The following is a 25621-nucleotide window of genomic DNA, read 5'->3' on the forward strand; positions in this document are numbered from 1 at the left end:
CGATCGCTTCTTAAGTAGAAACTACAGCTTCAGGTTGATAGCGAATGCCAGCTTGCTTGAAGCGATGTAAAGCTTCACCCAAGCGATCGCAATCGGCAATCAAACTGATCCTGACATAACCCTCACCTGCAACTCCAAAAGCATTACCTGGAGTCAGGACAACGCCTGTTTGCTGCAACACGTTCAGGGCAAAATCTGTGGAACCAACGCCAACGGGACACTTAACCCAAAGATACATTGTCGCCTTGGTTTTGGGGATATCCCAACCCAACTCTCCTAATCCTTGAATCAGGAAATCGCGGCGGGTACGGTAGCGTTGTTGTACCTCGTGCAAATACACATCTGGCAGTTGTAAAGCTGTTTCAGCTGCTGTTTGTAATGCTGCAAAAATGCCGTAATCCAAGTTAGTTTTCAGCGTCCGCAAACCTTGAATTACATGGCGATTACCCACCACAAACCCAACGCGCCAACCAGCCATATTGTAGGTTTTAGATAAGGTGTGAAATTCCACACCAATATCTTTCGCGCCAGGAATTTCTAACAAGCTAGTGGGTTGATAACCATCAAAAGCTAACTCGGCGTAACACAAGTCATGCACCAACAAAATTTCATATTTATGGGCGAAAGCGACGATTTCTTCAAAAAATTCGCGGGGTGCGGTAGCAGCAGTGGGATTGCTGGGATAGTTAAAATAGAGAATTTTAGCTTGTTTAGCAACCTCATCAGGAATCGCAGCTAAATCAATTAACCAGTCATTTTCTGGTTTAAGAATCAAACTGTGGATTTTGCCGCCAGCGATCGCCGGGCCGCGAAAATGGGCGGGATAAGCTGGGGAAGGAACCAGAACTAAATCACCAGGGTTAACGTAGGCGATCGCTAAATGGGTTAATCCTTCTTTAGAACCCAGTAACGGTAAAGCTTCACTATCAGGATCGAGAACCACACCATAACGGCGATGATACCAGTTGGTGATTGCACGGCGGAAACTAGCAGTCCCTTCAAAAGGAGGATAACCATGATTAGCGGGATCTTTCAAGGCTGCGATCGCCGCTTCTACCACTGGTGCTGGTGTTGCACCATCGGGATTTCCCATACCCAAATCAATTAAATCTAACCCTTGTTCCCGCGCTTTAGCTTTCAGTTCATCTAAACGGGCAAATACATAAGGTGGCAGTTTTTGTATGCGTTCTGCTGGCACTATCCAATTTAAACTCATAAAACCTCGTCACAAATTCCCTTGGGCGAAACTCGATTTATAAGGCTGCGCCGTGCGGAGGTTCCCGACGCTCGATGACTCGCTACCGCTTCGCTATCCGTTGAGGCGACTGCGGTAGTATCTCTACTATCTATAGGTGCAGTGGTAGAAACCATTGCCGCCATCAACTGTTCTGGCGCGACTTTAAATGGTAGTCGATGGATGTCAGAATTAGGAACTAGAGCAATCTCAGTCGCTGTTTGCAACTCGCCTAATGTGATGTTGCCCAATCCCAAATCAGTTAATTTTTGGGGTAGTCCAATTTCTGTGTAGAACTTTAACAACTGTTGTCGTGCTGATGCTGCTAGTTGATTGCCTTGTAGCATTTCTTCTAAACGCAGTTGTACCAAAATTCCAAAAGCAACCTTTTCGCCATGAATACTGCCATGTCCCGAAATGTGCGTTAAACCATTATGCACCGCATGGGCAGCAACTGTGCGACACTGCGCCCCTCCAAGTCCCCCAACGACGCCAGCGAGTAAAACAGTAGCGTCTACGACTTCTCGCCAAACTTCACTACCTGGTTCTTTGGTGGCGGCGGCTGACTTTTGCAAGAGGATATCTCGCAAAACTCGTGCTTGTTGTACCGCAGCAATAATTAAAGTGTCTTGCAAATGCCCACTGCTAACTGAAGCTTCATACCACTTAGCGATCGCATCACCAATTCCAGCTACTAAAGTACGTTGTGGTGCAGTTTTAATCAAGTCATAATCGAGTATCAGTAAATCGGGACATCTAGACAGCCCCACATCGTAAAGAAACGCCCCATCTTCAGAATAAACATTCGACAAGGCACTCCAAGCTGCACACGTAGCCCCTGAAGTCGGAATTGTCACCACTGGCAACTGTAACTGCTGCGCGACTAATTTCGCTGTATCTAGGGCTTTGCCACCACCAATACCGATAATTACATCAGCTTTATGTTCTTTTGCAGTCTTCTGTAAAGATTTCAGGCTAGCTTCGCAGCAATCTGCACCATAAGTAGCTTGGGCAGTATGTAACTGTTGCGTTTCTAAAAATGGTTGCAAATTTTGTTGGCTGATGGTGAGAGTAGACTCACCTGCCACAATTAAGGGACGACTTCCCAAACAGGCGATCTCTGCTGCGGCTGCTTGCAACACCCCAGAACCACGGATTACTTTTGCTGGGGCAACTGTGAGCGTAAATAATGGACTAGAGGTTTGAGTAGACAAAGAAGGTTTAGTAGAAAATTTATTGGGCATATAATCTAGTTTGCCAAAACCTTGATATTTTTTAATCAAATAGACTGGTGATCAGGGACACTTGTTGCCAAGCTCGTTTTTGGATGGTTCCAACCTTCCACCCGGCTGATCTGGATTTGAGCCAAGCAATGAATTAGACAAAGCCTGTTGCCGACTGATTGAGTAGTTTGACGACGTTGCTTGAATCTATGATGCCCATTCACCTAAAATTCCGAAGTATCAAAGTTTTGAATAACCGTATATTTAATTAACATTACCATTGTCACATTCTCAAGAAAAGCTATCGAGAATTGATTATGTGTAGATGGTCAAAATAAATGTTGTCATTCTGAATAAAAGGTAAATTATTTTGTCCTGTGAGATCAGGCAGAGGGAATAAGGAGAAACTTGTACAATAATTCCCCCTGTCCCCTGCTTCTTAAGCGGTGGGTTTTGGCAATTGGGCGAAATTAGCTGTATAAATTTCGACTGTGATTGGGGAATTTTGATGAGAAACGAGCGATCGCTTGACCTCACCCAAGTAAACTGGTACAGAAATCCCTGGTTCCGGGTGGATAATGGTACGGGCGCGAACTGTCAACTTGTCGTCTTGTTGTGTACCTGAGCGACCATAAGAAAACAGATTACTAGTTGCTTGACGTAGAGTTGCTTCTAATTGTGTGGGTGTAATTTGGGGTGATGTGGCAATCACCGCTTGTGTTGACCCATTGTCATAAACTAGAGTGTACCGGACTGCTCCGGGAATCACAGTCCGACTCAAGGGGACTATCGAGAGTGCAAATAAACCACCCGTCAGCACCAGCATAAAGCCAGTTGTACCCACTAGCCGAAAACGGATGCCCCATTTGAGAATAAAAGCCAAAACTGTTAAGGCAGCAAATACCAAGGTAGCGATACCTGACCATTGGGTGTACTGAAGAAAGTTAGCTGTTGTGAGCATAAGGTTGGTTATGGAGGCGTCTTTTTTTCGTTACCGACACACCTATTTTACCGAGAGCTTACACCATAAGGGTTATCGTTCAAAATTCAAAATTCAAAATTGTTCGTGTGCTCACTGAGTTTTGCCGAAGTGCAACGTCTCGTAGAGAAGAGAGTTTCAGACTGGGATTTAAGCCCCGACTGTAGCTTGCTTCTCGTAGGGTAACTGAGCCGAGTCGAAGCCACTCCGCCTCCAAGCTAAGTGTTAACGTTGCGGGTCTTCAAACCTTTAATTTACGATACCTAAAATTGGTATTACTTTTCCAAATTCCTCAGTTATTCAGAACAGTATTGATTCACCAGAGCCGATATGATAATTTTTAGATGTCTGCAACCTAGTTTGAACACTATCAATGATTGCCAGCCAATCAGCATCTCTGTTCCATTCAGAGCGAATTCTCGTTTTAGTCGCAGCGTCGTAAAGACTGCAAAAAACCACATTCTCGTTTCCAGCAATGGGAGCGATAATCAGGGGCTTGGAAAAGTCTTGAACTAGTGATACAGCTAAAAGGAAACTTTTAGCAAAGTTCGTTTCTATCCCAGTCCTGACAACATAAATTTCATCCGATCTCACAATGATGTCTAATTTAATGTTGTCCCTTCCCCTAAATTCTGTCGTTTTTAATTTCAGTTCAGATATATACCCAGTTAGCCCTGTTTGTTGTACAGGAATAGTTTGATTATTATTGATATCGTACTTATACCACAGGTAAGATTCCCCGTTTAATTCTCCGCTTTTCACATATAAATAAATAGGTTCTGGCGGGTTACAAAGACCTAGTTTAATTTCAGCAATCATGCTTGATGTTCCTTTATGAAAAATAAAAGTTTTTCAGATATTACGTCAAATTGAATATTTTTTAAAATCCTGCTTAACTGAAGAAAAATAATAAATATATAAAAGGGCATCTACAATAGATGCCCGTCATGCAGGAAAAACTTAAAGTTCTCCCTACACCTTCCCAACAATCAGCAACTGTGACTAATTAAGTATTAGTCACGCTGTATAGTAATATTATTTACTTAAAAAATTAAATTGTCCTGAGTGTATACACTGAAAACCAAATAATGGCTATTCTCAATGCCTAACTGACTAATTCGACAGAGCATATAGTGTCCACCTAATTAGTTAGCTCAATCAAAAGACCACTAAGGTGAATTCTAGTAATAAAATTACCATAACCGTTGGTTTCGACAACATAGGTATTTTTTTCATCAGAAATCACCTAAGAGGTTTTACTAGGCAAAACGTCCCTCTGCGAATCGGAGAGGTTCGTCGAGTTCACGTTAACTTGGATGAGATGCAAGCCTATCTTGTTGGTTATAACGATGTACTACTCCACAAATGGCAGCCAAAATTAACCATGAGAGCGCATTCAAACGCAACTCGAATAGAGTTACGTCTACTGTATTGAATAGAACCCACGCAACAAAAGCCAGAAGATAACTGAAAAATATCAATCTGTCTTGTGTATTTAAATATTTTGGCTTTCGCAGTAATTGGATACCTATAATCAAAATCCAAGCGAGTAAGCCGCAAAATAAAAAAGTACTCGGAAAACCAGTTTCAGCAGCTAACATCAAAAACAAGTTATGGGGATGACCCAAGGGAATCTGCATCTGCGCTTTGTAGAGTCCACTAAAACTGCGTAAGCCCCAGCCAGTCCAAGGATGTTCCTGAGCTAAAGACCAGGCAAACTCCCACTGAGTTTTTCGCATTAAAGCGACTGGTCTATCTGGATACATATCGTCATTTAACCTTGCCCAAAAGAAGGCCGGAACGTACTGACGAAAAAAGTGAGCGACTGGCGAGGGTGCAAAAGCTGCCAAAAGCACGCTAGAGACGATCGCAGCGACGCTACTGATAAGAATGCGCCAACCTTGGTAGAGTGCGTAAGCTAAACAGGCAAAAATAGCGATCGCCCACCCATTACGCGAGTTGGTGAAAATCAAGGCAATGAAATTTGTGATCACCGCCACGGTTAGGAAGAGGAGGGGGAGTGGGGAAGGTGCGGCCCCCTCTGAGGATAAGGGGTAATGGGGAGTAGGGAGAAGACGCCACTGCCTCCTCTTAACTCTGAGTTGCTGATAGTTTTCTAGCCACAACCCTAGACCAAGAATGAAAACTATCGCTAGATAAGCAGCGAAGGTGTTAGCGTGCATGAAGAGTGAAGCGATGCGACCTGGCGGATTTCCTCCTGGTCTGATCGTCCAAGCAAAGACAATCCACAAAATCTCGAACTTCAAACTCCAGCCCAAAAATAACTGTCCCAAGCCGATAATCACCACCGGCATGGAACCGATCACCAAAACCCAAGCCATTTGCCGCAATTGGGCAAATGTTTGAATCAGAGTGCTATGGGCAGCGAAAACTAAAAAGAATGGTAATAAATTAAATAAGCCGACGAAAGCTGTTGTCTTGTCTTGGGCAAACCCAGCAGTCACGATCAGCAACACGCTCAAAAGGGCAAATCCCCGGTTAAGGGGGCGGCGACTAATTTTGCGGTATTGTTTCAGGCAAGTTATTAATGAAACAATACCGATAGTCACAGCCCCCAATAAAGGACTCAATGGGAAGATTAACAGTGCCCATAGAGAGTAGTTCCAAGAAGATTGCCAACGAGACTTGAAATAGTAAAAAACCTTGTTCAAGCTGGCTCCCAACATTCCTCACGAGTGAGGCGAATTTGAGCTAAGGCGAAGATCGTCGGGATGATCCGACCGTAGTTAGTGGCGATCGCTCTCCACCCTAAATCCGCAAAAAACCAAGCCCACATCATCGGCCCAATCACAGCAAACATCGTGCGGGCTGCCCCGTAACGAGCTGCACTCATTGTCATACCCCGTTCCGCCATTTGCATAGCTACATAGCTTTGAAATTGCGTTGCAGCTGCTTCTGAGCCTGTAATCACCGCTTGTTTGGCTACTTCATAGGTAGCAAAGTGGATGGCAAATTGACGGGCAATTTGCTTAAGTACAAGTGGTTGCAGCATCGAAGTCACAGCGATCGCACTACCACCTTTGAAAAGTAATCCTAAGGGGTCACGTTGCAATAGAAGTGGTAGTGGTTGTTTTAGTTCTGATTTGAGCAGCTGACGCTGCACCTGTACAGTCAATTTTTGCTTTTCCTGTTCAGGCAATTTTTTCCACACCTGTCCTAACAGATGCAAAAATACTTCTGCTTCTAAATCAATAGTTGCCAGCTGATTAGAATAGGAAATTTTTAGATACTTACATACTTGAACTAACGCTTGTCGATAAGTTACCTGGCCTGTGCGTCCCCGCAATACCGTCATCCCATCTGCCGCCAAAAAGCGAAAGCGACCCTCTAGTGAGTCTAGCCAAGCTTTACGGTCTTGGCTTTGTACTTCGATAGGTTCGGGTGTGTGTACATAGTCTAGGGGATTGAACTTACGACTAAATAGAATTGCGGTTAAGTCTTGCAATTCTTCTTCGGTCGCTAACTCTAGCGCCGCCCTCATCTCATCCAATTTCCCTTCCTCCCTTCCGTGCAGCTTTTCTGTACCTTATTCTACTATTAGCTTTCAGCAGTCATTAGTAGTAATTTTGTCCTTTGATAATAACCAATAACTAATGACCAATGACCAAGGACTATCGACTGATGACTGAATATTGCACTGATTGGTGCCGGAATAGCCGGTTTAGTCTGGGCTTAGTAGTTAAATCAAGGTGGATATTTGGTGCGATTACTGCTATGGCAGGAGGGTGTTTTTTTATTAGGACTTACGCAAAATATCTCTGAAACTCTGATTTCCACCGTTCGCGCAGCGTCTCCCCTTGGGAGAAGTTCAGAGACGCTCGCGGACTCGCTACCGCTACGCTAACGGCGGAAGCCGCCGCTCCGACTTCTCTCCGTGTCGCGCCAGTTGCTACAACGGGGGGAACCCCCGCAACGCACTGGCTTCTCAGCGCCTCTGCGGTTCGTGATTCCGTAACTCGTGCGTAAGTCCTATTTATTTCTGCTCCCACTGTCGGATCAAAATTAGCAAGCCAGATATCACCCTGTTTAGGAGCAGAATAACTATTGAGAGTTGCTGAGGTCGGGCATGAGGCATTGAGCATGGCTTCTCCCTCATCTCTCTCATCCCCACTTCCCACTCCTAACTAGGGCGGTTGTTTTCTAATCCTGGTATTTGCTTAGAAAACAACTCGTTAGAGTCAACCTGACCATTTGAGATAACGGAACGCATACCCTCGAAAGCAGCAGGGATAGTGCGCGGATCTATAAATAAGACCTTGCTGCTATCGCTTCTACCAATTGTCGCGCCCATATCCAGATAGCCCAAGGCAAACAAAACTTCTACTGCTTTATTGGCATTGGGGTTAGTCTGGAGCTTTTGGGCGATAATTTCTGTAGACTCTGCGATCGCCTGCGCTTTTAGAACCTGCTGCTGACGTTCTGCTTGAGCTTTCAGAACGGTCGCCTTTTGTTCAGCTTCCGCTTGCAAAATTGTCGATTTTTGACGAGCTTCCGCATCCAATATTTGCGCCTCCGCTTTACCTCTAGCACTATTGACAGCAGCTTCGCGTTCGCCCTCAGAAGTTAAAATTGCTGCTCGTTTGCGTCGTTCTGCCGACATTTGCAATTCCATCGATTCTCGCACTGCCTGAGATGGAATAATATCTCGCAGTTCTACCCGTGTCACTTTTACACCCCAAGGATCGGTAGCAACGTCCAAATCCTGTAATAAAAGTTCACTGATGTGGGAACGAGCAGTAAAAGTTTGATCCAACTCCAGTTGCCCCATTTCGGCGCGAATTTGAGTCAGCACCATGTTTACCATTGCCGACTGGAGATTTTCTACCTTGTACCAGGCTTTTTCCATATCCACGATCCGCCAGTAAAATACTGCATCTACCTCAATGCCAACGTTGTCACGGGTGATGCACTGTTGAGGAGGAATATCCAAGACTTTTTCTCGGATAGTTTCTCGGTAGACAACTCTATCTAGGAAAGGAACGACAAAGTTTAGTCCTGGTTCTAGTTTTTTGTTATAACTACCCAATCTTTCCACCAAAGCTTGATTACCTTGATTGACGACTTTCACAGAACCCGCTACAGCAGAACCACCAAGGGCTAAAAAGACAAGCAAAAAGAACTGTTCCATTGTGAATCTCCTGATTTTTAACAAAGGGAGTAGGGAGTAGGGGGATGAGGGGGATGAGGGAGATGAGGTGGATGGATAACTCCTAACTCCCTATTCCCCACTCCCATTAACTAAGAATTCAACAAGTTTTCTGGTATCACAATCAAAGTAGTACCTTCTCTCCTAACCACATAAACTCTTTGATGGGGTGGTACGGTAAATTTGTCATCGTCACATCTTGCTTGCCAAGAATTTCCCTCATACCGCACCCGCCCTGTTTTACCAGGCAGAATTTCTGTTAAGGTTTCAGCTATGACTGCATCCTGAATTTTAGATTTGCGTTGTCGCGGTTGCAAAAACCGACGAGAAAGCACGATTAGTGCGGTGGAAAGCAATAGCCAAACCACAATTTGTAACCATACACTTCCTAAACCCACTCTAGACAGCAGCGCCACCACAAAAGCGCTAATTCCCATCATGAAGGCGACAAACGCCGATGGTAAGAACAATTCCGTTAAACACAGAACTGCTCCTGCCAGAAGCCAGATTAAGGTAAAACTTGGCATAGCGCCATCCTAAACTCTACATTGACGTAAATGTATTTCTACGATTAGATACAGCCAGACTAAGTTATTTACAGAAAGCAAAACTTGGTCTTTTTACCAATAATTTTGATTAATTTCAGTAACAAGGTGTAGCTAGCGGTACACCAATCCAGTCTATTCTAGCCTTCAAGTCATTGCCAATGAGTTGATTGGTTTCTTAAATTTATACCTTTATGATTTCTACTCAACTGATAATTTATTGTATAAATCCAGGCTGTAATAGCCCCATTAATCCTATGGAAGATAGTGTTTGTGCCAGTTGCCAAACTCCTTTAGTTCACCGCTATCTTTGGGCTACTGGCTCATTGTCTGCTCAAATCTCACCAGGCACTAAGGTAGCAGATAGGTATGAGGTAATTAGTCACCAGATTTGGCTGGATACTCAACCGGGATTGCCGCCAGATGTACCTGAAGAATTGCCAAAAGAAGTAATTCCTTATCTACTGTTATATCAAGAGCGGTTGCATTTGCCCCAGGTTTATGGATTTGCTTCTAACTTTGAAAGAGATACAACTGATATCCTCTTATTGGAAAATGTACCGATAGATGAGACAGGAAATATTTATCCAACTATTGTTGAGGCATGGGAGCAAGCAACGGCAGTACGACAAGTTTATTGGCTGTGGCAAATTCTCCAACTTTGGACACCTTTATCAGAATTGGGACTTAGCCGCAGTTTATTGTTAGTAAATAACTTGAGAGTCCAAGGTTGGTGTGTGCAACTGTTGGAACTCTATCAAACACCAGCAGATGAGAAGCTAAGTTTACAAAATTTGGGGCAGTGTTGGCAGTTTTGGGTAACGTCTGCAAAGGCATCAGTAGCCAAAGGGTTACAGAACATAGTCCAGCAGATGTGTGAAACTGAGGTTGAGTTTGAGGCTATTAATATTCAACTTAATAATTTACTACTAGCATCTGCGGCAGAATTGCCATTAGTCCTGAAAGTGGCAGGCTCTACAGATATTGGCCTAGTTATGGCACAAAATGAAGACGCTTGCTACCCCAATGCTTTGAGTAACTTAGATGAACCTTTATTGTCTCACTTGTCGATTGTTTGCGATGGCATTGGCGGACATGAAGGCGGCGAGGTTGCTAGTAAGTTGGCAGTGCAGTCTATAAAGTTGCAAATTCGCGCTTTACTAACGGAGGTAACAGAACAAGCTGTAGTTGTACCACCTGGGTTGTTGCAGGAACAATTAGAAGCAAGCTTACGGGTGGTAAATAATCTGATTTGTGCCCGCAATAACGAACAAAAACGCCAAGGGAAAGAACGCATGGCTACAACTATTGTAATGGCGGTACAAGTTCCCCAACAAGTGCAGACGAGTACTGAGTGGCAATCAAATAATACTCATGAACTTTACTTGGCTAATGTTGGCGATAGCCGTGCCTATTGGATTACTCGTAATTATTGTCAGCTACTGACAGTCGATGATGATGTGGCGACACGAGAAGTACGTTTTGCGAAAAACTTGTATCGAAAGGCACTTCTTAGACCAGATGCTAGTGCCCTAACTCAAGCATTGGGAACAAGAGATGCAGAATCTTTACGTGTCAAGGTTCAGCGATTCATTCTGGAAGAAGATGGCATCTTGCTACTGTGTTCTGATGGTTTAAGTGATAATAACTGGGTGGAAGAATCTTGGCAGGATTATGCAATACCCGTGTTAACAGGTCAATTGACAGTTGAAGATGCTGTCCGCAACTGGATTAACTTGGCAAACGAAAAAAATGGGCGTGATAATACGTCTGTTGTTCTCACTTATTACCGTGTCTCTCCAGAATACTTAGTACCTGTGACTCCGGCTTTGCCAGAAGAGCTTATAGAAGCAGAAATACAAGAAGAAGAAGACAAACAAGAGGAACCAATTTCCTTTACAGAAAGTTCGCGATCGCTGCTAGATCCAAATCTAAATTTGGATCTAGACTTGGATCTAGATTTGGATCTTTCAGAGGAACCATTTACAAGTCCAGAAATCCCACCAACCTTAATTACAAAACCTAAGCGGGGTAAACGTTTGGTAATGCTGGGGGGAGTGTTGGCGTTGCTTGCGGGAGGTACAAGTCTGGGATTATTTGCTTGGTGGCAATTTAATCCTCAAGGATTCCAGCAGATGTGTTGGCAACTTCCCCAAAGAATACAGCAATTATGTCGGCCTGGGAAATAGGGAGTGGGGAGTAGGTGACAGTAATAACTACCGTAGGTTTTTCACCAATGTTTCAACATTAGTTATCTAAGTCATGGCGGGAACAGTTTCACAAATTATGGGAACGGTTTCACAACTTATGGGAGCAGTTTCACAACTTATGGGAACGGTTCCACAACTTACGGGAGCAGTTTCCCAACTTACGGGAACGGTTCCACAACTTACGGGAGCAGCTTCACAACTTATGGGAACGGTTCCACAACTTACGGGAGCAGTTCCACGACTTACGGGAACGGTTCCACAACTTAGGGGAGCAGCTTCACAACTTATGGGAGCAGTTTCAGTAGCGATGTTATTTAAGAGAGTTTTTGCATTCACAGTGAGAGTTTAACTGGTGAACTGATACTGTGAAGCGATCGCACCAGAGATAACTTTACATCACAATGGCAAAGGCGATCGCTAGCTATTTATTTATGGAATACTGTGTTGATATATTATGGCGATCGCACCACACATAACTCTACATCATATCTTGCACCAACATGGGAGCTAGTTAGCAACTTGACTCAGTGAATCTGCGATAAGGTAAGGGTATCACAACCTGCTCTCACCACAGGAAAGATGAATATTGACCCCGTATCTGTAGTTAATGCTATTAAAGCAGTTGCACCTGCTACTGTTTCCCTTGGTATCCAGCAGGCTCAACGTAACGAATATATTATTAAAGTTTTAAAACGTTTAAATCTTGCTCGAATACAGCCTCCCAAAGATTTTGAAGGTGTTTATACTTATGCTTTGGTAGAGTATGGCGTCTTTCAAGCTGATGATATACTCAATTTTTTTAGAAATAAAGAGATTAAAAAAACTTTTTATAAGGCTTTTGCAGAAAAGGCATTGGCTATTGATAATGAGGAATGGAATACATTAAAAGATGAGGCACAACAAGCCAAAATAGACTTAGTTAAAGTTCAGGAATTTCATCAAGTTTTTGTCAGTGTGGCAAAACGCTCTAGAAATCCTGGAGAAATTCTAGCTAATGTACAATTTCCAGAACACCTGAATAAATCTACAGAACCTGCAAAACAGTCTCTTTATCCAGATGAGTTTAAGGCGCTAATTGAAGAAAAAACTAAGGCATTTTGCGGACGGGTATTTGTATTTAATGAGTTTAATGATTTCCTCAAAAATCATCCCAAAGGTTATTTTACTGTAATTGGGGATGCGGGGATGGGGAAAAGTGCGATCGCAGCCCAATCTGTATCTAAATACAAAGCTATCTGCTACTTCAATATTCGGGCAGAAGGTCGCAACACACCAGAGCAATTTTTGCAAAGTAGTCGTCAACAACTGATTAATTGCTATCAGTTACAGAATGCAGAGAATGATAATTTACCTACTTTGCTGACGAAAGTAAATGAAAAGCTAGCAACTGGTGAACCCTTGGTAATTGTGGTTGATGCACTTGATGAAGTCGAACAACCAGGGTCAGGAAATCTTTTAGATTTACCCAAAAATTTGCCAGAGAAGATATATTTTCTGTTAACTAGGCGACGTTATGCCCAAAATGAAAAGCGCTTGTTGACTGAAGAAGTTCCAGAGCAGCAGTTGGATTTAACAGCGAATAAGTATGAGGTCTGGAATCGAAAAGATATCAAAGAATACATTAGTACATTTATCAATGATGAGCCAGAGCATGATGGTTTAAAGGCATGGATTCAAAAACGCAACATTCAGCCGCCATATTTTATTGAGCAGGTAGCACAAAAAAGTGAAAACAATTTTATGTACCTGTACTATGTCTTACCAAGTATTGCTAGAGGAGATTATCAAGACTTAAGTTTAGAAGAATTACCTGAGAAACTTCAGGGTTATTATGAACAGCATTGGAAGCAGATGGAAATGGATACTCCAGACAAGCGGAGAAATGCGATTATCCTCTGTGTACTGGTTGAGGTAGGTAAACCGATTTCCTGTAAATCCATTGCCCGCATTACTGGTCGAAATGAATATGATGTTTTGGAGCTTTTGAATAAGTGGCTGGAATTCTTGAGAAGACAAAAACAAAATCAGGAAGACTACTATTCAATTTATCACCAAAGTTTTGCAGATTTCCTCCGCAAGCAACCGATTATCAAAAGAGAAAAAAAGAGCAATAATATTGATTGGCAAGAGGTTCAGCGTCTTATTTCCGACTCTAATGACCAATTGTGGGCAAGGCTCAAACCTGGTGAGGACGAAGATGAATAGTTTTGCTGAAAAATTTGCCCAGTTATCTTTAAGCGACCAGCGAACCATCCTCATTGACCCTCGTGTTAAAGCAAATCTAGGAAAATGGAAACTGTTTTACAAAAGACTGACTGATTTTGATTTTATCAATGCTAAAGTCAACCATTCTGATTTTGGTGTGCAGTCACTCATTGACGATTATGATTTAATTAACGACTTAGAACTATTAAACAAACCAGAATATAATTCAGAGCAAGTTAAAACGCTGAAATTGATTCAATGAGCGTTGCGACTGTCAGCACATATTTTAGTAAAAGATAAAATGCAACTGGCAGGGCAATTGTGGGGGCGAATGCAGCACTTTGCAGTACCAGAAATTCAAGCAATGCTGAAATTAGCAAAGCAGCAAGTTTTACCTTGGTTCTGTCCGTTAACATCTAACTTAATTTCCCCCGGTGGAAGTTTACTTCTCACCCTCTCAGGTCATAGCCTCTACGTAAGTGCAGTAGCCCTCACCCCCGATGGCAAGAAAGTGATTTCTGCTTCAGCTGACAACACACTCAAACTTTGGAATCTGGAAACTGGGGAGGATGAGTGGACTTTCCAGGGTCATAGCGGCTCGGTAAATGCAGTAGCCATCACCCCGGATGGCAAGCGGGTAATTTCTGGTTCATCTGATAACACACTCAAACTCTGGAATCTAGAAACTGGTAAAGATGAGCGGACTTTCCAGGGTCATAGCGGCTCGGTATTTGCAGTAGCCCTCACCCCGGATGGCAAGCGGATGATTTCTGCTTCATCTGACAAGACACTCAAACTCTGGAATCTGGAAACTGGGGAGGATGAGCGGACTTTTAAAGGTCATAGCGACCCTGTACTAGCAGTAGCCCTCACCCCCGATGGCAAGCGGGTGATTTCTGCTTCACATGACAGCACACTCAAACTCTGGAATCTGGAAACTGGTGAGGATAAGCGGACTTTTTATGGTCATCGCGACTATGTAAGAGCAGTAGCCATCACCCCCGATGGCAAGCGGGTGATTTCTGCTTCATCTGACAGCACGCTCAAACTCTGGAATCTGGAAACTGGGGAGGATGAGCGGACTTTTTATGGTCATAGCGGCTCGGTATATGCAGTAGCTCTCACCCCCGATGGTAAGCGGCTGATTTCTACTTCACATGACAGCACACTCAAACTCTGGAATCTAGAAACTGGTAAAGATGAGCGGACTTTCCAGGGTCATAGCGGCTCGGTATTTGCAGTAGCTCTCACCCCGGATGGCAAGCGGCTGATTTCTGCTTCATCTGACAGGACACTCAAACTCTGGAATCTGGAAACTAGGGAGGATGAGCGGATTTTTAATTGTCACAGCGGCTTTGTACTAGCACTAGCCCTCAGCCCCGATGGCAAGCGGGTGATTTCTGCTTCATTTGACAGCATACTCAAACTGTGGAATCTGGAAACTGGTGAGGATGAGCGGACTTTTTATGGTCATAGCGGCCCTGTACTAGCACTAGCCCTCACCCCCGATGGCAAGGGGCTGATTTCTGTTTCTCATGACAGGACGCTCAAACTCTGGAATCTGGAAACTGGGAAGGATGAGCGGACTTTTTATGGTCATAGCGGCTCGATATATGCACTAGCCCTCACCCCCGATGGCAAGCGGGTGATTTCTGCTTCTTATGACAGGACACTCAAACTCTGGAATCTGGAAACTGGTGAGGATGAACGGACTTTTTATGGTCATAGCGGCCGGGTAGATGCACTAGCCCTCACCCCCGATGGCAAGCGGGTGATTTCTGCTTCTTATGACAGGACACTCAAACTCTGGAATCTGGAAACTGGTGAGGATGAACGGACTTTTTATGGTCATAGCGGCCGGGTAGATGCACTAGCCCTCACCCCCGATGGCAAGGGGCTGATTTCTGTTTCTTATGACAGGACACTCAAACTCTGGAATCTGGAAACTGGAGAGGATGAGCGGACTTTTTATGGTCATAGCGACTCGGTATATGCAGTAGCCCTCACCCCCGATGGCAAGCGGGTGATTTCTACTTCTCATGACAGGACACTCAAACTCTGGAATCTGGAAACTGGGGAGAATGAGCGGACTTTTTATGGTCATAACGGCTTGGTATATGCAGTAGCCCTCACCCTCGATGGCAAGCGGGTGATTTCTGCTTCAAATGACAACACACTCAAACTCTGGAATCTGGAAACTGGGGAAGAAATTGCCACTTTTACAGGAGAAGCTCCATTTTTTTGCTGCGCTGTTGCAGCAGATGGGGTGACAATTGTCGCAGGGGAGTCGTCAGGGAGAGTGCATTTTTTGCGGTTGGAGAATGTTTAAAAAGTATGAATACTTCACCTCGATCGCCAACGCCAATCAATTCACCCTCATACCCAACAGAATTTCAACAAATCATTCTCGAAAAAAGCCAAAACTTTGTTGGTCGTGAATTCGTCTTCACCGCAATATCCAACTTTCTCCAACGTCATGACCGGGGTTACTTTACCATAATTGGCGCACCCGGTAGCGGCAAAAGTGCCATCCTCGCCAAATACGTCACAGAAAATCCCCACCTTCTCTATTACAACGCCCAACTTCCAGACAAAAATCGCGCTGGGGAATTTATTGCTACTATCTGCACGCAAATTGACCCGACATCTCAAGAAACCTCTCTACCTTCCCTTCTTCAGCAAGTCAGCGACAAGCTAGAATCTCAACAAAAGTTTATCATTGCTATTGATGCCTTGGATGCTGTTAACCGCACCAACCAAACCCCAGGCTCAAATCTCTTTTATCTTCCCAGATATCTCCCGCGTGGCGTCTATTTCCTTTTTACCCGCCGTCCTTATGTGCGAAAACAATCCGGTTTGTTGATAGAAGCACCTTCCCAAATTCTCGACTTAGCAGAATACCCACAACAAAACCACGAGGATATCGAAGCATATATTCAACGATATGTCAACAATGACGAAGAACTCACAGCACAGCTAATAGCCAAAAGCGAAAACAATTTCATGTATCTCACTCAGATATTACCTGCTATCTCTAAGGAGGTTGACCGACTTACCCCTGATTTAGAGGCGTATTATCAACAGCATTTGCACAAGATGATTCCCCCTAATTCGCCAACTTTTGAGAGGAAATTGAAATCATTTGTGCTGAGTGTGTTAGTGCAAGTTTCATCACCTTTATCAGCAGAAGTGATTGCTAGTGCAATTGATGCTGATGAATACGATGTTGAAGAAGTTCTGGAAAATTGGCGTGAGTTTTTAATACTCCAGGACGGCACTTGCTACCCTTCGGGAACGCTAAGAGCGAACAAGTCGGGAAACCGCAAGGGCGCAGTGCCTCAAATTGATGGAGAAATCCGCTACAGTCTTTATCATTCCAGCTTCCGCGATTTCTTAAGCAAGCAAGCAAATTTTGCTTAGATTCTATAGCGTTTCTCAGTTGAATCCAATAGAGACCTAACCCCCAACCCCTGTTGTTCTCACTTATTACCGTGTCTCTCCAGAATACTTAGTACCTGTGACTCCGGCTTTACCAGAAGAGATTATAGAAGCCGAAATACAAGAAGAACAAGAGGAACCAATTTCCTTTACAGTAAAGTTCGCGATCGCTGCTAGATTCAAATCTAGATTTGGATATTTTAGAGGAACCATTTACAAGCCCAGAAATCCCACCAACCTTAATTACAAAACCTCATCGGGGTAAACGCTTGGTAATGCTGGGGGGAGTGTTGGCGTTGCTTGTGGGGTGTATAAGTCTGGGATTATTTGCTTGGTGGCAAATTAATCCTCAAGGATTACAGCAGATGTGTCGGCAACTTCCCCAAAGAGTGCAGCAACTTTGTCCGCCACAAAAGTAGGGACTAGCGACTTAAAGAATAGATTATACCGAAATATCATGATGTTGCTCAGAAATTTGTCATATGGGTACTTCACTGATGAGATGAGCGAAATAAGTGACTATGTTCGGGATGATATAAACGCGATCGCCCTTTTGCTGTCGAGAGTGCTGGAGTGATTATATAAAGTGTAGTGCGAATTAGGTTTTCTTGATGAGTGCAGTCTGCCATTTGATTAAGGGGAACAACCCTGATTTTTTCATCAGGCCAGCCGATGCGAAAGCAAATTGCAATGGGAGTTTCGGCTGGGTAATGTTCGAGTAATTTAACTTGGGCATTTTCGACGTGACGCGCACTGAGATATAGGCAAAGGCTAGCCTGATGCGCTGCCAGCGAGGCTAATTCTTCAGTAGCGGGGACTTCTGTACGTCCACTGATGCGTGTCAAAATGATGGTTTGGACTAAACCAGGGACAGTCAGTTCTATTTTGAGTTTGGCAGCAGCAGCTTGAAAGGCGCTGATACCTGGTATAACTTCAAAAGGGATATTTGCCTCTCTTAGGAGGTGCATTTGCTCGTGGATGGCGCTGTAGAGGCTGGGGTCGCCAGAATGGAGACGGACTAGAGATTTATGCTGCGATCGCACCCTATCGATCATAACCGGCAAAATCTCTTCTAATGTCTGATTCGCAGTTCTAATTATCTCTGCATCTTCTCGGCAAAGTTCTAAAATCTGTTCGGGTACTAAAGAATCAGCAAATAAAATCACATCAGCAGCAGCCAGTAGTTTCTGCGCCTTCACCGTTAATAAATCAGGATCTCCAGGCCCCGCCCCCACAATATAGACAGATGGTTCTACAGCATATAATGTTTTTTTATAGCTTAGGCTTTCTGTATATTCACTTTTAAAAGAACACACGACAATCCCTCAAAAATTTTTTTGGCATTTTCTCAGTATCTTTCCGGATTCTCCCTCTTCTGTTAGTAGAGAGTAATGGTAGATGCACCCTGGTTAAGCCCTAGAGAATACTCTGGGGCATTTTTTATTTTTTATTTTTTGGGCATTGGGCATTGGGCACTTCAATTTTGGATTTTGGATTTTAGATTTTGGATTAAATTTCAATCTAAAATCTAAAATCTAAAATCTAAAATTCTTACTCCCCTCATCTCCCACTCTCCGCATTTACTTTAGGAGTAGGAACTACATCGGGTAAAGGGCGTTTGAGTAAGTAAAGCCAAGCTAACCCAACTAATCCCAATAAAATTCCTAGACTACTGACTACTTGTGCCATCCGTAATGGCCCCAGCATTAAGCTATCAGTGCGAAAGCCTTCAATCCATAAGCGTCCTAAGCTGTAGGCTGGCCAGTAAACTAGAAACAGCGTGCCTACCTTCAGGCGTGGTTTACCGGATAAAGAGCGGAAAAACAAAGTTATTAGTAGCGTAAACACCATTAAATCCCATAGAGATTCGTAGAGAAAGGTGGGATGAAAGTAATCGAAACTAGCATATTCTAGAGGACGATGGTCTGGTGGAATATAGAGCTTCCAAGGTAAATCAGTAGGATCGCCAAAAGCCTCAGAATTAAAGAAATTGCCCCAACGTCCGATCGCTTGCCCTAAAATCAGCGAAGGCGCTACTAAATCTGCGAGTTGCCAGAAAGAAACCTGCTTGATTTTGGCAAAGATTAACGCAGCCAAAACGCCACCAAGAATTGCTCCATGAATAGCAATACCTCCTTCCCAGATAGCAAAGATTTTTCCTGGAGTTTGGGCATATTTTGACCACTCAAAGAAAACGTAATATAGCCGTGCGCTAGGAATTGCCCCAATCAACAACCAAAAAAACAAATCACCTAGCAACTCAGGATTAACATTACGGCGTTTTGCCAAATGCTGGGAAAGCATGACGCCAATTAATACTGCTGTGGCAATCAATAAGCCATACCAACGGATAGTTAATGGCCCTATTTTCAACAGAATCGGTCCTGCAGAAGTAAATTGAAACGCCAAAGGCAAGGTGGAAAAATCCAGTGCCATGAAAAATTACCTAAAAAAGTTCGTTAACTACCCGCGCACTTTGCTAAGTACGGAGTTTCTTATGTCTCAAATACTGGGGAGTTACGTTTGAATCTACCACAATGTAATTGTGAAGACGCAGGTAAAAATCCAGCATCCATCTTTAGGAAGTTCCTAACGCCTAGTTGAGCATAACTTGTGTCACCAGAACAATTGAGTTTACAGCATTTTTCATTTATTTGAACCACATCTGTTGTCAGGGCACAGCAATGCTTTAGAGCCAAGGCAATGGAATACCCACGCCAGCAACTGGCGTCGGCAATGCCTGACTTGTCACTTGCTGTGTCTCCCAAGGGGAGAAACAACTGGCGTGCGGTTTCTAATTGCCAATTTAACGTTAAGTTAACACCGATAAGCAATGTTCCCTACAGTCTGGTCTATTTATATCAAACTAGCTTTAACATTCTTACCCAGAGCGCAAGATGGTAAATTTGAGTAAGTTACCCAAAACGGTTTCGATATAATCACCTAAACAACTTTGATATATCTAAAATTGTGATTGCTATTTATCCTGGTAGCTTCGACCCCATCACATTGGGACACCTTGATCTCATCCAGCGCGGTAGTCGGCTGTTTGAGCAGGTGATTGTCGCTGTACTGCGGAACCCCAACAAAATGCCACTTTTTAGTGTGCAGCAACGGCTAGATCAGATCCGTCATTCTACACAACATCTACCTAATGTAGAAGTAGATAGCTTTGATGGTCTTACCGTCAACTATGCCCAAATGCGACAAGCACAAGTTTTGCTGCGGGGTTTACGGGCTGTGTCAGATTTTGAAGTGGAACTGCAAATGGCTCACACTAATAAAACTCTTTCTACCCAAATTGAAACAGTTTTTCTCGCCACCTCAAATGAGTATAGTTTTTTAAGTAGTAGTGTGGTAAAAGAGATTGCAAGGTTTGGTGGTTCTATCGATCATCTTGTTCCTCCACACATTGCTCTAGATATATACCAATGCTACAATCACAACTCTCCAATGTTGAACCCAATCTCAACGGAAGCAATCCCCCCCCTCAAGAATATCTCGGTCGAGAGGGAAGTATAGATATTCAGCAGGAACTCAACCGCCTAGAGGAAATGGTTCTCTCTAGTCTTAGAATTCCACTGACGGGACGCACACTCATAGATGAAGAAAAGTTACTCGATCAGCTTGATTACATCCGGCTGGCCTTACCATCACTTTTTCAAGAAGCAGCAGTGATTCTGGAACAAAAGGATGAAATTCTGCTGGAAGCAGAAGAGTATGGACAGCAGGTTGTTGAGGCCGCGCAAGCCAAAAGAGCGCAAATTTTAGCTGAAAGCGATATTATTCAACAGGCAGAACAACAAGCTGAACAACTGCGGCGACAAGCGCAACAAGAGTGTGAGGCGATAATGCAAGAAACTCTCGCGGAGATTGACCGCAAGCGGTATGCTTGTCAGCAAGAGTTAGAGCAAATGCGACAAACTGCGATCGCACAGGCTCAAGAAATTGAAGATGGTGCTGATGCATATGCCGATGGCGTTTTGGGAAATATTGAGCAGGATCTCAAAGATATGTTGCGAATTATCACCAACGGACGGCAACAATTGCAAATTGATAACCTCACTCAGCGCAATTCACCTCCTGCCAAGAAAAAATAAACTGTAGTCCTAGCATTTACCAGTTTGGGCTGACGGGGTTATATAAAGATGGTTTGATACATTTTTCTCATAGAGATGCAATGTACATATCCCGTTCATACAAAACATGCTTTGCTAGAGGCGTGACAGCTGATTGAGCTGTGTTGCGAGTATCAGGATATAACCAGGTTTTATCTAACGAGACTCAAAATTTCTCAGGTTGTACAGTCAAACTAGAACAAGGAGGTCTATTCTGTTTGTGAGCCACATCTGCTTGGCAAATTTATAATGTTTTCTGCCAACAGAGGAATATTATGCTAACTAGGTTGAAAGTTTCTGGTTTTAAGAACCTCGTCAATGTTGATGTCCGCTTCGGGCCATTTACCTGTGTAGCCGGGGCTAATGGGGTGGGGAAATCTAACTTATTTGATGCTATTAGATTTTTAAGTGCGATCGCTGATCGAACCCTAATTGATGCTGCGTTATCTGTGCGAGATGAAGAAGCACGAACAACAGATGTGCGTAGTTTATTTCACCGAGTTGGTGATGAATATGCAGGTAAAATATTATTTGAGGCAGAAATGATAGTACCGGAGGAAGGCGTAGATGATTTAGGACAACAGGCAAAAGCTAGTATTACCTTTCTTCGTTACTCTCTCACTTTAGCCTACCGTTCAGATCATAGTTTACGGTCTTTAGGATCGCTGGAAATCATCAAAGAAGAGTTAGTTCACATCAACCTTGGTGATGCCAGAAAAAACTTATTGTTTCCTCACAGTGTTGAGTGGCGTAAATCCGCAGTTAAGGGAAAAAGAACTTCACCATTTATTTCAACTGAAGGTGATAAAGATAGGAGAGTTATTAAGCTACATCAAGATGGTATTAAAGGGAAACCTCTGTCTCGATTAGCTGCCAATCTTCCCCGAACCGTGCTTTCTGTGGCTAATGCGGCGGAAAGTCCAACAGTATTGCTGGCACGACGGGAAATGCAATCCTGGCGGCTACTTCAGTTAGAGCCTTCAGCACTACGGCAACCAGACGAATTTACATCGCCTACAAAATTAGACATGGATGGTTCTCACTTAGCTGCAACACTCTATCACTTGGCACGGTTCAACAAAAATCATCCAACAAATGGACTGTCAGATGATGAGGCGGAAGCACAAGTTTATAGCCAAGTTGCGAATCGGCTGGCAGAACTTATTGACGATGTGGATGAAGTAGGAATTGACCGGGATGAACGACGCGAAATTCTGACGCTAATAGTTACTGGCAAAGACAGCACATCACATCCAGCAAGGGCGCTATCAGATGGAACCCTGCGCTTTTTGGCATTAGCAGTTCTAGAATTAGACCCTCAAGCACAAGGTCTTTTGTGTTTAGAAGAACCGGAAAACGGTATTCATCCAGAGCGTATTCCCAAAATACTCCAACTACTTCAAGACATTGCTACTGATGTTAATGAACCTATTGGGATAGATAACCCCCTTCGTCAAGTAATCATAAATACTCACTCACCTTCAGTAGTTATGCAAGTACCTGACGACAGCCTATTGGTTGCTGAATTAAAGGAAACAGTAGATTCAGGGAAGCGATTTAAGCGAGTGTCGTTTGCTTGTCTACCTGAAACTTGGCGACAAAAAGACCCAGAAGGCATGAATGATGTACCTAAAAACAAATTACTTGCTTACTTGAATCCGGTAGTACTTGGTGAATTATAGCCTGATAGCAATGGAAAAGTAGGAAATCTTCAGCAATCAAAACCAACACAACCGAAGAAACATCGAGTTGTGGATAGAGCTGATCTTCAACTACTAATTCCCGGTTTTCCTAGTGAATAGGCATGAAAGAACTTTGCTACACTTTGCTGTCAGACGGCAGCTCAGATAAAGCACTGATGCCTATCCTCACTTGGTTATTACGGGCGCATCAGGTTGAGTGTGCTATCCAGTCTAATTGGGCAGATTTGCGACGCTTACCCAAACCACCGAAAAAGTTATTACCCCGTATTATCAACAGCTTAGAACTCTATCCTTGTGATCTCTTGTTTATCCATCGAGATGCAGAAAGAGAACCACGCGAAAAACGTATAACAGAAATTTTAGAAGCGCTAGAAGAAGTAGTTAAAAAATCAGTAGTAGTGCCACCTCATATTTGTGTGATTCCGGTGCCTATGCAGGAGGCGTGGCTCTTATTTGACGAAGCAGCGCTACGGAAGGCGGCAGGGAATCCTCGTGGGCGTCAGCCATTACAACTGCCAGATATCTGTAAACTTGAACAACTACCTGATCCAAAAGATATTCTCTATGGACTTCTGTACGAAGCTAGTGAGTTGACAGGTCGGCGGCTAAAGCAATTCTCGGTTAACCAACGTGTACACCCATTAGCTGAACTAATTGATGATTTTTCACCACTAAGAGCTTTGTCTGCTTTTCAATTACTGGAAACTGAAATTCAACAAGTTATAAAAACACAAGGTTGGTGTTCCTTATAGAGATGCAAAATTTTGCATTTATAGAGGATATTTACATGAACATTATTATATATAAAATGCTCCAACAGCATACCGGGAGAGTAATGTAAAGGTTTGTAAATGATTTGTGTAGTTCCCAAAATTCAAACTGAATACTAAATAGGTACGTGGTTTTACTACGTGCAAAATTATTCATTAGAGGAGCATTATAATGAGCACCTTCGGTCAGGCTTTTGTAGCTCTGGACTATGGTTTTACTGTCGTTGATGGTGGATGGACTAGCTTTAACCAATATCCACGTCAGCTTGGTGATATCAACGGCGATGGTCGCAATGATATTGTTGGTTTTGGAAATAGCGATGTCTACGTTTCTCTAGCTTAATAGGATGACACTTCTCATAAGTAATAATTTGTTTATCATTGCTCCAATGTCACCTCCCCGTTAGGGTAGATTTTTAGGTTCTATCCCCCGCCTTATGCTCAAGTGACTTACGCTATTATTAAATACCAAGCTGGAAAACTGTAAAACCCTTTATATATAAGGATAACAGCTTTAAAAAAGCATGTATTTAATATTAGGAACGATAAAGGGAGCAATAGAGCCTATTTCTATCTGTTGGTTTTTGATAGGCTGTCAGCAGATGATTACAAAGTATATGTAAAATCTTCCACCAGCATACCGGGAACTAAACTACCTCCCAGTTGACGACTTTCGTATGTACCTACTTCGGGAATGAATTCTTGAAAAGTGGTCAAATCTACTAAGTTTTCTCCCCAAAAGCGATAAAGACTTTCATCAAAACGCAAGTTTTCAATGGGGGCAATGATTTCTCCATTTTCTACCCAAAAACAAGCATAACGGGTCATGCCTGTGATTCTACCAGTTTGGCGATCGCTCCAATTCAAGTAATGCAAATTAGATACATATAGTCCTGTATCTAAAGTCGGAAGAATCTGCTCAAATACTAAATTTCCCGGACTCACTTCTGGCGCTCGTAAAGTCTCTGAACTATTAGCGCCGTTGGCATTTTTTTCATATTCTTTAGCAGTCCGAGAATTTACCAAAGTATTTATCAAATCTCCTTTTTCTATTATAGGTAACTCCAGTGCTGCTATTTCTCCCAATTCATTAAATCGCGGTACTAATCCCCGTTGAAAGTTTTCTTTCAAACTAAATGCAGTCGAAAGTTGTTTTTCTTGGCGCCATAGAGCAGCTAAAGCGCTGTTTCCTTGTTGGATATCAGCTTCGCTTAGAGACCCCCAAGAAAGCATAATTAATAAATCTGCAACAGCAGCAGGTGCAAAATAAGTTTTGTATTGTCCCCGTGGCAATTCTTTAGCTGGGCGAGAAAGTAATTCTAGTTGCTTTTTGGCTTCGCTAATTTTGGCTACATAAGTAGATTTATCCCAATCACTTCCGGCAAATGTGCCCTTAACTGCTTGTTCAGAGGTGGTGAATAGAGAATAATCTAAGGTAAAAGAATCAGTAGCAAACCAGTGTTTCTGTCCGTTAGAGTCACCATAAGCTTTAATTACCACTCCCCCTGCATATATGCCTGTAAAATCTAATTCAGCAACTAGTTCTAGCACAGTTGGTACTACTGCTTCCGCCGCCAATAAATTCCCATAATGTATTTCTCGACTGGTATTATTTCCTGATGGTAAAACTAAATATGAATCAATGGGTAGTAGAATAAGTTCGTCACGTAGTTCCTGCAAAGCAGCATATGCTAACTGCCAATCTACGTCCCAATTTCCAGTAAAGGGAAACTGTCGAACACTGCTGCGTTTATCTGCCATCAAAGTTAGTTCGATCCAACCATCAGCAACACAACCAGTTTGTCGTACTTTCGCATGATTGAAACGAGTAAATTGACTTCTTTCACTGCTTAGTCTTACGGTAAATTGTTCATTCTCTGCTTTTTTGATAATTAGAGTTTCAATCAGTCGATAAAAGCTGACTTCTAACGCAGATAATTCCTCAAGTTTCATAGATATTAAATATTAATAGGAAAATCAAAAGAGGGAGGAAGTTAGGAGCAAAGCGTCTTTGCTCCTAACTTATAAC

Annotated in this window: 25 protein-coding genes; 12 read left to right on the forward strand and 13 right to left on the reverse strand. The window is 43.1% G+C overall.

Translation table 11 applies throughout. From position 1 onward, the window contains the following. Positions 1 to 10: 10 nt before the first annotated feature. From PUQ00_RS07145 to PUQ00_RS07185, 9 genes are all read right to left on the reverse strand, one after another. Positions 11 to 1216, reverse strand: coding sequence for an aspartate aminotransferase (locus tag PUQ00_RS07145; RefSeq protein ID WP_300414592.1), 1206 nt, complete (start codon positions 1214 to 1216; stop codon positions 11 to 13). Beyond that, on the reverse strand, positions 1213 to 2478 hold the full coding sequence (locus tag PUQ00_RS07150; RefSeq protein WP_300414594.1) for an iron-containing alcohol dehydrogenase family protein: 1266 nt from the start codon (positions 2476 to 2478) through the stop codon (positions 1213 to 1215). Before PUQ00_RS07150 ends, PUQ00_RS07145 begins: the two co-directional genes overlap by 4 nt. Before the next feature lie 418 nt (positions 2479 to 2896). Continuing rightward, entirely contained in the window at positions 2897 to 3418 is a 522-nt protein-coding gene (locus tag PUQ00_RS07155; protein ID WP_300414596.1) for a Ycf51 family protein, read from the reverse strand. Between the two features lie 318 nt (positions 3419 to 3736). Next, positions 3737 to 4255: a hypothetical protein gene (locus PUQ00_RS07160; RefSeq protein ID WP_335029530.1), complete on the reverse strand. Its 519-nt coding sequence runs from the start codon at positions 4253 to 4255 to the stop codon at positions 3737 to 3739. A gap of 488 nt (positions 4256 to 4743) precedes the next feature. Beyond that, on the reverse strand, positions 4744 to 6123 hold the full coding sequence (locus PUQ00_RS07165) for an O-antigen ligase family protein (RefSeq protein WP_300414598.1): 1380 nt from the start codon (positions 6121 to 6123) through the stop codon (positions 4744 to 4746). Continuing rightward, on the reverse strand, positions 6105 to 6947 hold the full coding sequence (locus PUQ00_RS07170; RefSeq protein WP_300414600.1) for a YaaW family protein: 843 nt from the start codon (positions 6945 to 6947) through the stop codon (positions 6105 to 6107). Before PUQ00_RS07170 ends, PUQ00_RS07165 begins: the two co-directional genes overlap by 19 nt. Before the next feature lie 253 nt (positions 6948 to 7200). Beyond that, a complete protein-coding gene (locus tag PUQ00_RS07175; RefSeq protein WP_300414602.1) occupies positions 7201 to 7575 on the reverse strand; it encodes a hypothetical protein in 375 nt (124 codons plus the stop codon). A 2-nt stretch (positions 7576 to 7577) separates the two neighbouring features. Further along, the gene (locus tag PUQ00_RS07180; RefSeq protein WP_300414604.1) at positions 7578 to 8585 is read right to left on the reverse strand and encodes an SPFH domain-containing protein; all 1008 of its coding nucleotides are present in this window, start codon (positions 8583 to 8585) and stop codon (positions 7578 to 7580) included. 110 nt (positions 8586 to 8695) lie between these two features. Then, positions 8696 to 9130 carry an NfeD family protein gene (locus tag PUQ00_RS07185; protein WP_300414606.1) on the reverse strand — a complete coding sequence of 145 codons (435 nt, stop codon included), beginning with the start codon at positions 9128 to 9130 and terminating at the stop codon, positions 8696 to 8698. A 212-nt stretch (positions 9131 to 9342) separates the two neighbouring features. Here PUQ00_RS07185 and PUQ00_RS07190 point away from each other — a divergent pair, with 212 nt between their 5' ends. From PUQ00_RS07190 to PUQ00_RS07220, 7 genes are all read left to right on the forward strand, one after another. After that, positions 9343 to 11337 carry a protein phosphatase 2C domain-containing protein gene (locus PUQ00_RS07190; RefSeq protein ID WP_300414607.1) on the forward strand — a complete coding sequence of 665 codons (1995 nt, stop codon included), beginning with the start codon at positions 9343 to 9345 and terminating at the stop codon, positions 11335 to 11337. A 73-nt stretch (positions 11338 to 11410) separates the two neighbouring features. After that, on the forward strand, positions 11411 to 11707 hold the full coding sequence (locus PUQ00_RS07195) for a hypothetical protein (RefSeq protein WP_300414609.1): 297 nt from the start codon (positions 11411 to 11413) through the stop codon (positions 11705 to 11707). A gap of 230 nt (positions 11708 to 11937) precedes the next feature. Then, positions 11938 to 13563, forward strand: coding sequence for an NACHT domain protein (locus PUQ00_RS07200; protein WP_300414611.1), 1626 nt, complete (start codon positions 11938 to 11940; stop codon positions 13561 to 13563). After that, positions 13556 to 13825: a hypothetical protein gene (locus PUQ00_RS07205; protein WP_300414613.1), complete on the forward strand. Its 270-nt coding sequence runs from the start codon at positions 13556 to 13558 to the stop codon at positions 13823 to 13825. Before PUQ00_RS07200 ends, PUQ00_RS07205 begins: the two co-directional genes overlap by 8 nt. A gap of 39 nt (positions 13826 to 13864) precedes the next feature. Beyond that, on the forward strand, positions 13865 to 15892 hold the full coding sequence (locus PUQ00_RS07210) for a WD40 repeat domain-containing protein (RefSeq protein ID WP_300414615.1): 2028 nt from the start codon (positions 13865 to 13867) through the stop codon (positions 15890 to 15892). Positions 15893 to 15897: 5 nt separating this feature from the next. After that, the gene (locus tag PUQ00_RS07215) at positions 15898 to 16983 is read left to right on the forward strand and encodes an ATP-binding protein (protein WP_300414617.1); all 1086 of its coding nucleotides are present in this window, start codon (positions 15898 to 15900) and stop codon (positions 16981 to 16983) included. 209 nt (positions 16984 to 17192) lie between these two features. Then, complete coding sequence (locus tag PUQ00_RS07220; RefSeq protein WP_300414619.1) at positions 17193 to 17420, forward strand: hypothetical protein; 228 nt, start codon at positions 17193 to 17195, stop codon at positions 17418 to 17420. Between the two features lie 72 nt (positions 17421 to 17492). Here PUQ00_RS07220 and cobM read toward each other — a convergent pair whose 3' ends face one another. The 3 genes from cobM to PUQ00_RS07235 form a co-directional block, all read right to left on the reverse strand. Beyond that, positions 17493 to 18317: a precorrin-4 C(11)-methyltransferase gene (gene cobM, locus PUQ00_RS07225; protein ID WP_300414621.1), complete on the reverse strand. Its 825-nt coding sequence runs from the start codon at positions 18315 to 18317 to the stop codon at positions 17493 to 17495. Between the two features lie 244 nt (positions 18318 to 18561). After that, entirely contained in the window at positions 18562 to 19437 is an 876-nt protein-coding gene (gene lgt, locus PUQ00_RS07230; protein ID WP_300414623.1) for a prolipoprotein diacylglyceryl transferase, read from the reverse strand. A 59-nt stretch (positions 19438 to 19496) separates the two neighbouring features. Continuing rightward, positions 19497 to 19835, reverse strand: a complete 339-nt coding sequence (locus PUQ00_RS07235; protein ID WP_300414624.1) for a hypothetical protein — start codon at positions 19833 to 19835, stop codon at positions 19497 to 19499. Positions 19836 to 19971: 136 nt separating this feature from the next. Here PUQ00_RS07235 and coaD point away from each other — a divergent pair, with 136 nt between their 5' ends. From coaD to PUQ00_RS07260, 5 genes are all read left to right on the forward strand, one after another. Continuing rightward, positions 19972 to 20523, forward strand: a complete 552-nt coding sequence (gene coaD, locus PUQ00_RS07240; RefSeq protein ID WP_300414626.1) for a pantetheine-phosphate adenylyltransferase — start codon at positions 19972 to 19974, stop codon at positions 20521 to 20523. Beyond that, a complete protein-coding gene (locus PUQ00_RS07245) occupies positions 20433 to 21101 on the forward strand; it encodes a DivIVA domain-containing protein (RefSeq protein WP_300414628.1) in 669 nt (222 codons plus the stop codon). Before coaD ends, PUQ00_RS07245 begins: the two co-directional genes overlap by 91 nt. A 293-nt stretch (positions 21102 to 21394) precedes the next feature. Beyond that, complete coding sequence (locus PUQ00_RS07250) at positions 21395 to 22801, forward strand: AAA family ATPase (protein WP_300414630.1); 1407 nt, start codon at positions 21395 to 21397, stop codon at positions 22799 to 22801. A 122-nt stretch (positions 22802 to 22923) separates the two neighbouring features. After that, positions 22924 to 23574, forward strand: coding sequence for a DUF4276 family protein (locus PUQ00_RS07255; RefSeq protein WP_300414631.1), 651 nt, complete (start codon positions 22924 to 22926; stop codon positions 23572 to 23574). A gap of 190 nt (positions 23575 to 23764) precedes the next feature. After that, a complete protein-coding gene (locus tag PUQ00_RS07260; protein WP_300414632.1) occupies positions 23765 to 23935 on the forward strand; it encodes a hypothetical protein in 171 nt (56 codons plus the stop codon). 263 nt (positions 23936 to 24198) lie between these two features. On the opposite strand, the gene PUQ00_RS07265 is transcribed toward PUQ00_RS07260, so the two are convergent. Beyond that, entirely contained in the window at positions 24199 to 25545 is a 1347-nt protein-coding gene (locus PUQ00_RS07265; protein ID WP_300414634.1) for a TldD/PmbA family protein, read from the reverse strand. Positions 25546 to 25621: the final 76 nt, after the last annotated feature.

Source organism: Nostoc sp. S13 (genome assembly GCF_029379315.1).
GTDB lineage: Bacteria > Cyanobacteriota > Cyanobacteriia > Cyanobacteriales > Nostocaceae > Nostoc.

Bases quoted from the DNA above. Each gene is read 5' to 3' on its own strand.
- PUQ00_RS07145 (WP_300414592.1), bottom strand. From the start codon at position 1,216: ATGAGTTTAAATTGGATAGTGCCAGCAGAACGCATACAAAAACTGCCA.
- PUQ00_RS07245 (WP_300414628.1), top strand. From the start codon at position 20,433: ATGCTACAATCACAACTCTCCAATGTTGAACCCAATCTCAACGGAAGC.
- PUQ00_RS07255 (WP_300414631.1), top strand. From the start codon at position 22,924: ATGAAAGAACTTTGCTACACTTTGCTGTCAGACGGCAGCTCAGATAAA.
- PUQ00_RS07160 (WP_335029530.1), bottom strand. From the start codon at position 4,255: ATGATTGCTGAAATTAAACTAGGTCTTTGTAACCCGCCAGAACCTATT.
- PUQ00_RS07185 (WP_300414606.1), bottom strand. From the start codon at position 9,130: ATGCCAAGTTTTACCTTAATCTGGCTTCTGGCAGGAGCAGTTCTGTGT.
- PUQ00_RS07150 (WP_300414594.1), bottom strand. From the start codon at position 2,478: ATGCCCAATAAATTTTCTACTAAACCTTCTTTGTCTACTCAAACCTCT.
- PUQ00_RS07260 (WP_300414632.1), top strand. From the start codon at position 23,765: ATGAGCACCTTCGGTCAGGCTTTTGTAGCTCTGGACTATGGTTTTACT.
- PUQ00_RS07265 (WP_300414634.1), bottom strand. From the start codon at position 25,545: ATGAAACTTGAGGAATTATCTGCGTTAGAAGTCAGCTTTTATCGACTG.
- PUQ00_RS07205 (WP_300414613.1), top strand. From the start codon at position 13,556: ATGAATAGTTTTGCTGAAAAATTTGCCCAGTTATCTTTAAGCGACCAG.
- PUQ00_RS07210 (WP_300414615.1), top strand. From the start codon at position 13,865: ATGCAACTGGCAGGGCAATTGTGGGGGCGAATGCAGCACTTTGCAGTA.
- PUQ00_RS07195 (WP_300414609.1), top strand. From the start codon at position 11,411: ATGGCGGGAACAGTTTCACAAATTATGGGAACGGTTTCACAACTTATG.
- PUQ00_RS07165 (WP_300414598.1), bottom strand. From the start codon at position 6,123: ATGTTGGGAGCCAGCTTGAACAAGGTTTTTTACTATTTCAAGTCTCGT.
- PUQ00_RS07200 (WP_300414611.1), top strand. From the start codon at position 11,938: ATGAATATTGACCCCGTATCTGTAGTTAATGCTATTAAAGCAGTTGCA.
- PUQ00_RS07215 (WP_300414617.1), top strand. From the start codon at position 15,898: ATGAATACTTCACCTCGATCGCCAACGCCAATCAATTCACCCTCATAC.
- PUQ00_RS07180 (WP_300414604.1), bottom strand. From the start codon at position 8,585: ATGGAACAGTTCTTTTTGCTTGTCTTTTTAGCCCTTGGTGGTTCTGCT.
- PUQ00_RS07190 (WP_300414607.1), top strand. From the start codon at position 9,343: ATGATTTCTACTCAACTGATAATTTATTGTATAAATCCAGGCTGTAAT.
- lgt (WP_300414623.1), bottom strand. From the start codon at position 19,437: ATGGCACTGGATTTTTCCACCTTGCCTTTGGCGTTTCAATTTACTTCT.
- PUQ00_RS07250 (WP_300414630.1), top strand. From the start codon at position 21,395: ATGCTAACTAGGTTGAAAGTTTCTGGTTTTAAGAACCTCGTCAATGTT.
- PUQ00_RS07155 (WP_300414596.1), bottom strand. From the start codon at position 3,418: ATGCTCACAACAGCTAACTTTCTTCAGTACACCCAATGGTCAGGTATC.